A 12705-nucleotide genomic window follows, 5' to 3' on the forward strand; every position below is an offset into this window, starting at 1 on the left:
GACGCGGCGAGCGGCCGCCCGAACGGGCGGCCGGCAAGGTCAGCGATACGCGTTGATCGCGTCGCGCGTCTTCTGCGCGGCGAGCGCGGCGGCTTCGGCGAAATCCTCGTCGCGGCTCGCGTACAGGATCGCGCGCGACGAGTTGATCATCATCCCGGTGCCGTCGGCGGTGCGGCCCGCGGTGACGGTCGCCTGCACGTCGCCGCCCTGCGCGCCGATGCCCGGAATCAGCAGCGGCATGTCGCCGACGATCCCGCGCACGACCTCGATCTCGTTCGGGAACGTCGCGCCGACCACGAGGCCGAGCTGGCCGTTCTTCGCGTTCCACTTGTTCGCGGCCAGATCGGCGACCACCTGGTACAGCGGCCGGCCGTTGGTGTCGAGGAACTGCAGGTCGGAGCCGCCCGGGTTCGACGTGCGGCACAGCACGATCACGCCCTTGCCTTCATGCTCGAAGTACGGCTCGACCGAGTCGTAGCCCATGTACGGATTGACCGTGACCGCGTCCGCGCGATAGCGCTCGAACGCTTCGCGCGCGTACTGCTCGGCCGTGCTGCCGATGTCGCCGCGCTTCGCGTCGAGGATCACGGGCAGGCCCGGATGCTGCAGATGGATATGGGCGATCAGCCGCTCGAGCTGGTCTTCCGCGCGATGCGCGGCGAAGTACGCGATCTGCGGCTTGAACGCGCTCGCATACGGCGCGGTGGCGTCGACGATCTGCCGGCAGAATTCGAAGATCGCATCGGGCTGGCCGTCGAACTGCACGGGAAAGCGCGACGGCTCGGGATCGAGGCCGACGCACAGCAGCGAATTCGTGCGCTGCCACGCGGCGCGCAGCGATTCGATGAAAGTAAGCGGGGAAGACATGGCGGATACTCGCGGCAAACCGTTGGTAGACCGCGTATTTTACCCGCGTCGCCAGCGCGCTTCGCGCGCGGCCGCGTCGACCCGCGCATCGGTGCGCGCGACGGTGAACGAAAAGCGCCGCGTGAGCCGTTCGCCGGGCGCGAGCAGCGTCATCCCGTGCGCGGCCGCGCCGCCCGGCAGGTTCACCGCATTGATCGGATGATCGACCGGCTCGAAGCAGAAGAAATCCTCGCCGGGCGGCGTGTACAGCACATACGCGTCGACGTCGGCGGCGATCGTCAGCGACAGCGCGCGGCGCGGCCAGCCGATCGTCGCGTGGCCGCCCCAGCCGGTGAACGCGTGATTGACGAGCGTGGGCGGCAGCGGATACGCGACGCCGAACTGCCACGCGGGCGGCACGCTCACGTGCCGCACCGGCAGGAAATCGGCGCCCGACAGCCACAGTCCGCCGGCGGCGGCGGCCAGCTCGGTGGTGTCGTCGCGCACCACGAACGGATGCAGGCCGAGCCCGAACGGCAACCGCGCGCGCCCGGCGTTCTCGATCGACAGCACGATCGACAGCGTCGCGTCGTCGAGCTCGAACGACTGGATCGCCCGGAACGCATACGGCGCGCCGCTCGCGCGATCGAGCGACAGCTGCAGCGACGTGGCGGTCGCGTCGTCGACCTGCCACCGCGCGAGCCAGCCGTCGCCGTGAATCGGCAGCGGCTCGTCGCGCCGGTTGCGCGGCACCGCGACGTTGCGCCCGTCGCATTCGAAGCGGCCGTTGCCGATCCGGTTCGAGTAAGGCAGCAGCGGATAGCACGCGAGCGCGTTCGGATCGGTCGCGCTATCCGGCTGCTCGCAACGGCGGAACACCGGCACCGCCACGCCGTGATCGCCGCGCCAGTCGAAGCGCGCGATGCCGCCGCCGAGATGCGGCAGCACGTCGAGCCGCAGCAACGCGTTCGACAGCGTGACGGCCGCCGCATGCGCGGCGCCGACGCCCTGCGCGAACGCGGCGGTCTGCGGGCCGGCGCTGACCGGCTGCGCGGCGGCAGCCAGGCGCGCGCGGCGCGTCTGGCTCGTGGACGACGATGCGCGCGAGGGCGTGGCAGTCATGTCGAACTCCTTTCCTTCGTCGATGAAACGATACGGCGCGCTCGCGCGGCGCCGTGCGAACGCGACGTCGCAATCAGGCCCAGCCGCCGTCGACCACCACGTCCTGCGCGGTGATCATCCGGCTGTCGTCGGCCGCGAGAAACAGCGCCATGCGCGCGAGATCGTCCGGCAGCAATTCGGCGTCGATGCACTGGCCGGCCTTGATCGCCGCGCGGCCCGCGTCGTCGAGCCACAGCCTGCGCTGCTTGTCGGTCATCACCCAGCCGGGCACCAGCGAATTCACGCGGATCCCGAACGGCCCGAGATCGCGTGCGAGCCCGCGCGTGAGCCCCTGCACGGCCGCCTTCGCCATCACGTAGACGGGGTAGCCGCCGTTCTTGAGCATCCAGCTGATCGAGCCGAGATTGATGATCGCGCCGCCGCCCTGACGCTTCATGTCGTCGATCACGGCTTGCGCGGCGAAGAACTGGTGACGCAGGTTCACCGCGATGCCGGCGTCGAACGACGCGGGCGTCACGTCGGCGATCGCGTGGCGCGCATCGTTCGCCGCGTTGTTCACGAGCACGTCGATCGCGCCGAGCCGCGCGCGGATCGCGTCGATCGTGCCGCGCAGCGCGTCGATGTCGGTCAGGTCGCACGCGACGAACAGCGGCGCGTGGCGTACCTCGGGCTCGCCGGCGAGGCGTTCGGCCAGCGCCGCGCCGGCCGGCGCGTCGAGGTCGACGAACGCGACGCGCGCGCCCTGCCGCGCGAAGTGCTCGACGAACGACGCGCCGATGCCGGTCGCGCCGCCCGTGATCAGCACCGCGCGATCGGCGAGGCTCGGGTAGCGCGCATAGCGCGCGTGCTGCGCGGAAGTGTCGAGAGTCATGCGGATCGTCTCCGTGGAATCGGTCAGTCGCGTACGCCGCGGTTCTTCAGCTGGTCGAGCAGCACGGCCGCGAGCAGGATCGCGCCGCGCACCAGGTACTGATAGAACGCGTCGATGTTCAGCAGGTTCATCACGTTCTCGACCGTGCCCATGATCAGCACGCCGATCACGACGCCCGAGATCGTCGCGCGGCCGCCCATCAGCGACACGCCGCCGAGCACGCACGCGGAGATCACGTTCAGCTCGAAGCCCTGCGCGGCGTTCGGCTGGCCCGACGTGATGCGCGACGCGAGGATCACGCCCGCGAGCGCCGTCACCGCGCCCTGGATCAGGAAGATGTAGACGCGCGTGCGCTCGACGTTGATCCCGGCGAGGCGCGACGCCTCCGGGTTGCCGCCGATGGCGAGCGTGTTGCGGCCGTACACGGTCTGGTTCAGCAGCACGCCGAACACGATGAAGCACAGCAGCGTGACCCAGATCGGCAGCGACACACCGAACAGCGACAGCCCGCCCAGCGCGATGAAGGTATCCGACGACACGCCGACCGCCTGCCCCTTCGACACGATGAAGCCGAGCCCGCGCACGATCTCCATCGTCGCGAGCGTCGTGATCAGCGCGTTGATGCGCAGATACGCGATCACCGCGCCGTTCACGAAGCCGATCGCCGCGCCGGCCGCGACCGCCGCGACGATCGCGACCAGCGTGTTGTCGGTCGCGTTCAGCACCATCGCGCACAGCACGCCGGAGAACGCGACGGTCGAGCCGATCGACAGGTCGAAGTCGCGCGACGCGAGACAGAACATCATCGTGCACGCGACCATCCCGATCTGCGAGATCGACAGCGCGAGGCCGAGCATGTTGTCGATCGAGAAGAAGTGATCGACCGTCAGCGACATCGTGATGAACATCACCGCGAAGATCGCGATCAGGCTGTATTCGGTGAGGTGCTGCCACCACTTCTGGCGATCGCTCTGCTGCGGCACCAGCGCGTCGGCCGACGGCTTCACGGCTGCGCTCGCGAGGTTTTCCCTGACTTGCATGGTTGTGTCTCCTGCTCCTGCTTCGCGCGGCCCGTGCCGCGCGTGATCGATTCGAATGTCCCGGCCGCGTGCGGCCGCCTCAGGCCGCCTGCGCGGCGCTCGTCTGCGGCAGAGCGAGGCTCAGCACCGCATGCTCGTTCGCGCGCTCGCGCGGCAGCTCGCCCGCGATGCGCCCTTCGCGCATCACGACGATGCGATCGGACACGCCCAGCACTTCGGGCAGCTCCGACGACACCATCACGATCGCGCAGCCGCGCTCGGCAAGCCGGTAGATCACGTCGTAGATCTCGTGCTTCGCGCCCACGTCGATGCCGCGCGTCGGCTCGTCGAGGATCACGACCTTCAGGTCGGGCTCCGCGAGCCAGCGCGACAGGATCGCCTTCTGCTGATTGCCGCCCGACAGGAAGCGGATCTTCTGCCGGCGGTTCGGCGTCTTGATCTTCAGCCGCTGGATGAAGCGGTCGGCCGTTTCGATTTCGGTCTTGCGGTCGATGAACAGCCCCGCGCGCAGCGAATGGCGGCGGCAGCTGATGTTGATGTTCTCCGCGACCGACGCCATCGCGATGATCCCTTCCTCCTTGCGGTCCTCCGGACACAGCACGATGCCGTGACGGATCGCGTCGCCGGTGCGCTTCACGTCGATGCGCCGGCCGTCGAGCGTCAGCACGCCCGCGCGCCGGCGGTCCGCGCCGTACACGAGCCGCATCAGCTCGCTGCGTCCCGCGCCCACCAGCCCGAAGAAGCCGACGATCTCGCCCGCGCGCACCGAGAAGCTCGCCGGCTCACGCAGCGCCGGGCCATCGACGCCTTCGGCCGAAAACCGCACGTCGCCGAGCGCGCGCGGCGCGTAGTGGTAGATGTCCGCGATCTCGCGCCCGACCATCTCGGCGACCAGCCGCTCGCGCGGCACGTCGGCAAGCGCTTGGTGCGACGCGATCTTGCGGCCGTCGCGGAAGATCGTGCACGCGTCGCACAGCCGGTAGATCTCGTCCATCCGGTGCGAGATGTAGATCAGCGCGCGGCCCTGCGCGCGCAGATCGTCGACGAGCTTGAACAGCACTTCCGTCTCGCGATGCGACAGCGAGCTGGTCGGTTCGTCGAGCGCGATCACGCGCGCGTTGCGCATCAGCGCCTTGCAGATCTCGACCATCTGGCGCTGCGCGATCGACAGCCGCCCGAGCTTCGCGTCGGGGTCGAGATCGACGCCCATCGCGGCGAGCCGCTCGCGCACGTGGCGCTTCGCCTCGCCCTTCTTCACCCAGCCGAGCGCGTTCGGCAGCCGGCCGAGCAGCAGGTTCTCCGCGACCGTCAGGTCGGGCACGTACTGCAGTTCCTGGTGAATCACCGCGATGCCGGCCGCGATCGACGCGGCCGCACTCGAAAAATGCACGGGCTGGCCGTCGACCAGCACGCTGCCCGCATCGGGCTGGTATTCGCCGCCGAGAATCTTCAGCAGCGTCGACTTGCCCGCGCCGTTCTCGCCCATCAGGCCATGCACCTCGCCCGCATGCACGTCGAACGAGATGCCGTCGAGTGCGCGCACGCCGGGAAATACCTTGCCGATATTGTCAAAACGCAGTGCCGCTGACACGTCGTCTCCCCACTTCCAGATCGATCGATCGCCGGCCGCCGCATCGCCGCGGCGGCCGGCATCCCGCTTGCTCGCTTACTTCGACGCGAGTCCCATCTCCTCGCGCACCTTCGCCACGTTCTCGCGCGTCGCGAGCATGCCCGTCGTCAGCGTGAGCGGCGGCGGCGCCTTGCCCTGCGTGATCCACGCGTACATCAGCTCCGAGGTTTCCTCGCCGTGGCGCTTCGGGCTGATGATCACGGTGCCGTAGAAGCCGGTCGGCTGCGGCTTCTTGAACTCGTTCAGCGCCGACTCCGAGCCGCCGATGCCGATCCCGATCATGTTGTCGGCCTTGAAGCCGCGCCCTTCGGCCGCGCGCACCGCGCCGAGCACGGCCTCGTCGTTCAGGCCGTAGGCGACCCAGTGCTTGAACTGCGGGTTCTTGGTGAGCGCGATGTTCGCCGCGTTGAACGCGTTCTCGGTGTCGGTCTTCGCCTGCGGCGCGGCGATCACGTTGGCCTTCGGGAAGCCGGCGGCGACCAGCGCGTCGGTCGCGCCGCTCGTGCGGTCGTGCGCAGTCGGCAGCTGCTCGTAGGTGATGTCGATCGCGCCGACTTCCTTCATGTTCCAGCCGCGCTTCTTGATCTCCGCCGCGATGCCGTCGCCGACCTGCTTGCCGATGTTGTACGCGGAGATGCCCATGTGCGGCACCGATTCGATCGGCTTGCCCGCGCCGTCGACGAGGCGGTCGTCGACCGTCATCATCTTCAGGTTGTGCGACTTCGCCTTGGCGACGATGCCCGGCCCGAGCTTCACGTCGGGCGTGCAGATGATGAAGCCCTGCGCCTTCTGCGCGGACAGGTTGTCGATCGCGCTCATCACCTTCTCGCCCGACGGCGCGCCGATCTTCACGAGCGTGAAGCCCTTGTCCTTGGCGGCGATCTCGGCGAACTTCCATTCGTCCTGGAACCACGGCTCTTCCGGCTGCTTCACGAGGAAGCCGATCTTGACCGGATCGGCCGCCTGCGCGAGCGGGCTGCCGAGCACCACCGCGGCCGCCGCGGCCAGCGTTACGAAGGTTCTGCGTTTCATGTCCAGTGTCTCCTTGTCTTCATCGAACGGGATGCAGCCGCTTGTTGGTTTCGACGCAGCGTGCGCGCGGCCGTCGCACGTGCGGTCTTTCGAATCGTTACGTCAGGCGCCTCAGTCGTGGTACAGCGCCGCGCGCCCGCCGTCGACGGTGATGCACGTGGCATTGATGAACGGCGCCTCGTCGGACGCGAGGAACACGGCCGTCATCGCGACTTCGTCCGGCTGGCCGATGCGCTTCATCGGCTGCAGCGCGAGCGTCTGCGCGCGTGCCGCCGCCGGGTCGTCCTGCGCCTCCCACCAGTCGCGGGTGAGCTGCGTGTCGATGTAGCCGGGCGCGATCGCGTTCACCCGCACGTTGTGCGCCGCGTATTCGATGCCGAGCGCACGCGTGAGCCCGAGCACGCCGTGTTTCGCGACCGGGTACGGAAAGCAGCCCGGAATGATGCTGAACGCATGCGTCGACGCGATGTTCACGATGCAGCCGCGGCCACGTTCGACCATGCCCGGCAGCGCCGCGCGGCTGCCGTGCCACACGCCGTCGAGGTCGACCGCGAAGCAGCGGCGCCAGTCGTCGTCGCTCATCGTCAGCGGATCGGCGAACACGTTGATGCCCGCGTTGTTCACCAGCACGTCGAGCGGGCCGAATTCGGCTTCGGTGCGCGCCAGCGCAGCGCGCACCGAGTCCTGGCGCGTGACGTCCGCATGCAGCGCGAGCACGCGCGCGCCGTCGACCTCGGCGGCGATCGCGGCGGCGGTGCGCTGCGCGTGCTCGACGTCGACGTCGAGTAGCGCGACGCACGCGCCCTCGCGCGCGAAGGCATGCGCGATCGCCGCGCCGATGCCGCGCGCAGCTCCCGTCACCGCGGCGACCTTGCCGGCCAGCCGCGCCATCACGTGGCTCCGCCGCGCGCCGCGCGCAGGCCGGCCTGGAACGCGCGCGCGTTCGCGGCCGTCGCGTCCGCCGTCTGGCCCGGCCGATACAGCGCCGAGCCGAGCCCGAAGCCGTTCGCGCCGGCCGCCAGGAACGGCTGCATGTTGTCCGGCGTGACGCCGCCGACCGGAATCAGCGGCACCGCGCGGTCGATCACCGCGCGCCACGCCTTCACGACCGGCACGCCGAGCTGCTCGGCCGGGAACATCTTCAATACGTCGGCGCCGTTCGCGAGCGCGGCGAACGCCTCGGTCGGCGTCGCGACGCCCGGCGCGCTGGCGAGGTCCAGCTCGCGCGCGCGGCGGATCACGGCGGCGTCCGAGTGCGGCATCACGATCAGCGCGCCGCCCGCGTCGCGCACGCGCTCGACGAATTCGGCGCGCAGCACGGTGCCTGCGCCGACGATCATGTCGTCGGGCAACGCGCGGCGCAGCGCGGCGATGCTGGCGAACGGTTCGGGTGAATTGAGCGGCACCTCGACGATCCGGAAGCCGGCTTCATGCAGCGCGAGCCCGTGATCGACGGCTTCCGCGGGCGTGATGCCGCGCATGATGGCGATCAGCGGACACGCGTCGAACGCACGCATCAAGGCGGGGTGCGGCGTGTACGGTGCGGGCAGCGTGAGGTCGGACGGCATGGACGGTTCCTCTTCAATCGGTTCGTTGGTCGGCGCACGCGTGCTCGCCGTCGGCGCGCACCAGCCCGGCGCGCGCGGCGATCCACCACAGGCCGCGTTCGGTCGCCTGCGCGACGACGCGCGCATGGGTGCAGCCGAACCCGCGCAGCGCATCGACGTAGCGGGCGCACAAGCCGTCGTCGCCGATCAGCAGCAGCGGCTGGTTCGCGAGCGCGACGCCGCGCTCGGCGAGCATCGCGTCGAGCGCATTCAGTTCATGGCCGATCAACAGGCCGGACAGGTAATCGCCCTGCGCATCGGGCGCAAGCCGCCCGGTCAGGCCGAGCGTGCGCGTGCTGAAGACGGTCGCGAGCAGCCCCGTGTGCGCCGCGCCGCGCGCGACCGCGACGCCGCGCTCGAACGCCGCGCGGTCGGGCGACGCGCTCGCGCGCATCGTGCGGCCGAGGATCGTGTGATCGCGCAGCGCCGCGTACAGCTCGCCGGTCATGAAGGTCTGGAAGCGCTCGATCAGCCCGTCCTTCACCCACGCCCACTTCGCATGCGTGCCCGGCAGCCCGATCAGTAGGCCTGAACGATCGGCATCAAGCAATGGATCGTTCGCGAGTGCGCCGAAGATCTGGGTTTCCTCGCCGCGCATCACGTCCGGCAGTTCGCCCGTCGCGATCACGCCCGGCACGATCGCCACCGTCGTGCCGCGCGCGGTGCTCACCGTGACGAGGCCGGCGACGAGCGCATCGGCGCCGGCCGGCACCGCGACGTACGGCGCCTCGCGCCAGCCCTGCGCGCTGCCGACCATCCCGGCGGCCAGCACCGGCACGCCGGGCGCGCGGTCGAGCCAGTCGCCGCACGCCTCTTCGAACACGTCGTCGAACGCACGCGCGCCGTCGGCGGGCACGTGCATCACGCCTGCCGCGCGGCTGCGCGTGTCGATGAGCGCGCCGTGCGCGTCGAACAGATAGGCGCGCAGCGACGTCGTGCCCCAGTCGAGCGCGATCAGCGACGGTGCGGAGTCCGGAGCGGTCCCGGTCGAATTGGTCATCGTTTGATCCTGCGGGTACCCTGCGGCGGGCTCCAGCCCAGCTCCGCGGAAATGGCTCGCGCTTCGCGCTGCACGAGCGGAATCAGTTCGTCCATCCGGTCGTGCGGCATGTACGGAATCGTGCTGGCAACCGACACGGCGGCGACGATCGCGCCCGATGCATCGCGGATCGGCGCGGCCACGCAGCGGATCGACGCCTCGTTTTCCTCGAGGTCGAACGTGTAGCCGCCGGCCGCGTAGTGCGCCATGCGCTGCAGGAACGCGCTCGTCTCCGGCCGGTTGTCCGGCTTGAAATTCACGCCGGCCAGCGCGCGCCGCGCGGCTTCGAACAGCGAGCGCCACAGGTCCGGGTCGAGGTCGAGCATCATCGCCTTGCCGATGCCGGTCGACGCGAGCGGCATCCGGTGGCCGACGCGCGAACGCATTTCCAGCCCGCGCGTGCCGGGGATCTTGTCGATGTACAGCACGTCGTCGCCGTCGCGCACGCCGAGATGGATCGTGTCGAGCGTCGCTTCGGCGAGCGCTTCGAGATGCGGGCGCGCGACCGCCGTCAGCGGCATCTGCTCGAGGGCGATCGTGCCGAGCTCGATCAGCTTCGGCCCGAGCAGATAGCCGCCCTGCACCTGACGCAGGTAGCGCGCCTGCACGAGGCTGCTGACGAGACGGTGCGTCGTGCTGCGCGTCGTGCCGAGCGCGGCGCCGATCGAACGCATGTCGCGCGCGCCGTTCGCGATCGCTTCGAGGATCGCGAGGCCGCGCAGCAGCGTCTGCGTGCCGGCCTGCTGCGCGGCGAGGTCGAGCGGCGTGCTGGTCGCGCCGATGCTGTCGGTCAGCGGCGCATCGTCCGGCGTCGCGCGCCGGGCGTCGAGAGCAAGGGTGTCGGGCATGTTGGTCATGGAACGGGCTTCGTCAACGGAATCGGTGAAGCCGCCGTCGCGACGCGCAAGCGAGCGCGGGCGTCGCGGCGACGCGGCGGTCGATGCACCGAGGAAAGCGCCCGGCGAAGGTCATGGAAGGTGTCTCCGTATGCGTCGGGCGCCGCGCGGTGCGTGGGTCCGAAGCTGTCGATGTGCTTCGGATTGTAGGAGCGCACGCACTCGTCTCCAATATTTGAATGCGTTGTCCAGATAATGAGAAGTACGCGCCGCCGTGCTGCCGGCGGCGCGATGCGCACGGGGGCGGAGCCCGCGCACCGCAGGCTCCGCCCCCGTTATTCGCCTGCGCCGCGCTTACTGCTGGCTCGTGCTGCGCGCCTGCATGTAGCGCTGCACGTCGGCGAACGACACGCGGCCGCTGCCGCTCGAATCGATCTGCCGGAAGTGGTTCGCGACGTAGCCGAGGCCGGCCGCGCGCGCCTGCGCTTCGGTGATCGAACCGTTGTTCTGCGTGTCGGCCGCGCCGAACTGCCGCGCGAGCTTGCGCACGACCTGCGCGTGCAGCGCGGCGCCGGTGGTCTGCGTGCCGGCGGTCGGCTTGCGCGCGGCCGGCGGCACGTACGGATCGCCGAGCTGCGCCTGGCGGGCCCGCGCGGGCGCGGCGGCCTCGCCGGCCTGCGCGAATGCGGCAGCGGTTGCTGACGCCGCCGCGCATGCGAGCGCGACGGCCACCACGAGGAAACGTTTGTTCATGTCAGGCTCCAGTCTGGAATGAGGTCGTCGACGGCCGGCGCCGTGCGCCGGCCCCGCACATCGCATCAGTGCGCGGCCGCGCCGTAGAAAGTCACGAGGTCGGCTTTCTCCTGCGGACGCGACGTGTCGTCGAGATAGACCATGTGCCCGCCCTGATAGTCCTTGATCGTCAGGTTCGGTTGCGTGCCGAGCCGCGCGAGGTCGAGCTCGGTCTGATAGAACGGCGTCGCGATGTCGTGATAGCCGTTCAGCGACAGCACCTTCAGCGACGGATTCAGCGTCAGCGCGGTCGCGAGATCGGGAATCGTGTCGGGCATCGCGAGGCCGTCGTGGGTCCAGTCCCACGTCTGGATCGCGTCGCTGCTCACCGAATACGCGGACTGCGCGCTGTACTTCAGCACGTTCGGCAGGTAGCTGCCGATCGTGTCGGTGAACGGCTTCGTGATGAAGGTGCTCGACGGATCGCCGTCCGCCGCGAGCGGACTCGACGACGGCACGTTCACGCGCGCGTCGTAGCGGCCGATCAGCGTGCCCGGGATCAGCGACACCTGGAAGCTGTTGTCGAAGAAGGTCGGCACCACGTTGAAGTCCGCGTTCCACAGCGCCTGCTTGACGCCGGTAGCATTGACCATCGTCGTGACGAGCGACGACGGCGGCGGCGTATGGCTCGCGAGATACGCGTTCACCGCGGGCGCGTAGCTGCCGGCGGTGAGCAGGCGCATCTGGTCCGCGTACTGCGGCAGGTTCGACGGGTTCGGATTGTCGAGCTGGTAGTACGCGCCGACGGTGCCGTAGGACGGCACGAAGCCCGCGCAGCTCACCGGGCTCGCGCCGTTGTTCGAGTTGCCGACATAGTCGCTCGCCATGTCGCAGTTGGTGTTGTAGTTCAGGATCGACGACTGCAGCACGATGCCGTCGAGCTTCACGCCGGCCGTCTCGAGCAGGTTCGCGAGCACGTCGGTGCGCGGCGTGCCGTACGACTCGCCGAACAGGTATTTCGGCGAAGCGTTGCGCTGGTTCACCGTGAGGTAGCGCGTGACGAAGTCGCGGAATGCGCCGGCGTCCTGATCGACGCCCCAGAACGTCTGGTTCGTGTTCGGCGCGATCGCCTCCGAGAAGCCGGTGCCGATCGCGTCGACGAACACGAGGTCGGTGGTGTCGAGCAGGCTCTCGGCGTTGTCGACGAACGGAAAGCTCGACGTGTTCGCGTTCGGATCGCCGGTCTGAATCCGCTTCGGGCCGAACGAGCCGAGATGCAGCCACACCGATGCGGAGCCGGGGCCGCCGTTGTACAGGAACGTGACCGGACGCTTCGCGGCGGGCTGGTTGTCGGCGGTGTAGGCGACGTAGAAGAACGACGCTTCGGGCGCGCCCGTCTGCGGATTGCGGGCGACGAGGTGACCGGCGCTGGCCGTGTAGCGGATGGTCTGGCCGTTCAGCGTGATCTGGTGATGGGTGACGGCGGCCTTTTCGACCGCGGCGGATGCGTCGAGCGACGCGCTCGCGCTGGACGAATAGCTGTTCGGATCGTTGTACGGCTGGTCCGTCTGGGCGGCGGGATCGGCCGAACTGGCGGCGCCTGCTGCGGCTGACGACGTCACGTCGTCGTTGCAGGCCGTCAGAATCAGCGAAGAGAACACGACCCCCAACAACAGCTTCGCTTTGCTCGCTGGCATCGTTGCTTTCCTTCTCTCGAATGTTTTTTGTGTCGAGCAGCCCGGTAAGCCGCCCCCCGCCTCGCTTGCGGCCGATGAGCCGAGGCGCTGGCCAATATACGCGAGCGTTCCGGCTTTGAAAAATTTGGAAATATTCGCCTGAAGTTCGGTGCGGCGCACACCTTTCATCAACGCTTCGATTACCGAACTGTCCGATTTCGTGCAGCTTTCAACGGCGTTCGCGCTGCGGACAAACTAGGAGAGGCGCACGGAT

The 12705-nt window shown here is 69.3% G+C and carries 12 protein-coding genes; all 12 read right to left on the reverse strand.

Annotated elements, in window-relative coordinates:
- Positions 1–39: 39 nt before the first annotated feature.
- Positions 40–867 carry an orotidine-5'-phosphate decarboxylase gene (gene pyrF / locus AK36_RS10975; protein ID WP_011883240.1) on the reverse strand — a complete coding sequence of 276 codons (828 nt, stop codon included), beginning with the start codon at positions 865–867 and terminating at the stop codon, positions 40–42.
- A gap of 39 nt (positions 868–906) precedes the next feature.
- Complete coding sequence (locus AK36_RS10980) at positions 907–1968, reverse strand: aldose 1-epimerase (protein WP_045578537.1); 1062 nt, start codon at positions 1966–1968, stop codon at positions 907–909.
- 73 nt (positions 1969–2041) lie between these two features.
- The gene (locus AK36_RS10985) at positions 2042–2839 is read right to left on the reverse strand and encodes an SDR family NAD(P)-dependent oxidoreductase (protein WP_034194169.1); all 798 of its coding nucleotides are present in this window, start codon (positions 2837–2839) and stop codon (positions 2042–2044) included.
- A 23-nt stretch (positions 2840–2862) separates the two neighbouring features.
- Entirely contained in the window at positions 2863–3879 is a 1017-nt protein-coding gene (araH, locus tag AK36_RS10990) for an L-arabinose ABC transporter permease AraH (protein ID WP_011883237.1), read from the reverse strand.
- A gap of 79 nt (positions 3880–3958) precedes the next feature.
- Positions 3959–5470 carry an L-arabinose ABC transporter ATP-binding protein AraG gene (gene araG, locus AK36_RS10995; RefSeq protein WP_014722425.1) on the reverse strand — a complete coding sequence of 504 codons (1512 nt, stop codon included), beginning with the start codon at positions 5468–5470 and terminating at the stop codon, positions 3959–3961.
- 75 nt (positions 5471–5545) lie between these two features.
- Positions 5546–6541 (reverse strand): arabinose ABC transporter substrate-binding protein, encoded by a 996-nt coding sequence (locus AK36_RS11000; RefSeq protein WP_045578538.1) that lies wholly within the window; start codon positions 6539–6541, stop codon positions 5546–5548.
- A 111-nt stretch (positions 6542–6652) separates the two neighbouring features.
- Positions 6653–7432: an SDR family oxidoreductase gene (locus AK36_RS11005; RefSeq protein ID WP_045579407.1), complete on the reverse strand. Its 780-nt coding sequence runs from the start codon at positions 7430–7432 to the stop codon at positions 6653–6655.
- A complete protein-coding gene (locus AK36_RS11010; RefSeq protein ID WP_034194171.1) occupies positions 7432–8109 on the reverse strand; it encodes a 2-dehydro-3-deoxy-6-phosphogalactonate aldolase in 678 nt (225 codons plus the stop codon). The genes AK36_RS11005 and AK36_RS11010 overlap by 1 nt, the downstream gene beginning before the upstream one ends.
- 13 nt (positions 8110–8122) lie before the next feature.
- Positions 8123–9148, reverse strand: a complete 1026-nt coding sequence (locus AK36_RS11015; protein ID WP_045578539.1) for a 2-dehydro-3-deoxygalactonokinase — start codon at positions 9146–9148, stop codon at positions 8123–8125.
- On the reverse strand, positions 9145–10044 hold the full coding sequence (locus AK36_RS11020; RefSeq protein WP_011883231.1) for an IclR family transcriptional regulator: 900 nt from the start codon (positions 10042–10044) through the stop codon (positions 9145–9147). The genes AK36_RS11015 and AK36_RS11020 overlap by 4 nt, the downstream gene beginning before the upstream one ends.
- Positions 10045–10377: 333 nt before the next feature.
- Entirely contained in the window at positions 10378–10776 is a 399-nt protein-coding gene (locus AK36_RS11025) for an EF-hand domain-containing protein (protein ID WP_045578540.1), read from the reverse strand.
- A gap of 65 nt (positions 10777–10841) precedes the next feature.
- A complete protein-coding gene (locus AK36_RS11030) occupies positions 10842–12452 on the reverse strand; it encodes a S10 family peptidase (RefSeq protein ID WP_034194173.1) in 1611 nt (536 codons plus the stop codon).
- Between the last annotated feature and the right edge of the window lie 253 nt (positions 12453–12705).

Source organism: Burkholderia vietnamiensis LMG 10929 (assembly GCF_000959445.1).
Lineage (GTDB): Bacteria > Pseudomonadota > Gammaproteobacteria > Burkholderiales > Burkholderiaceae > Burkholderia > Burkholderia vietnamiensis.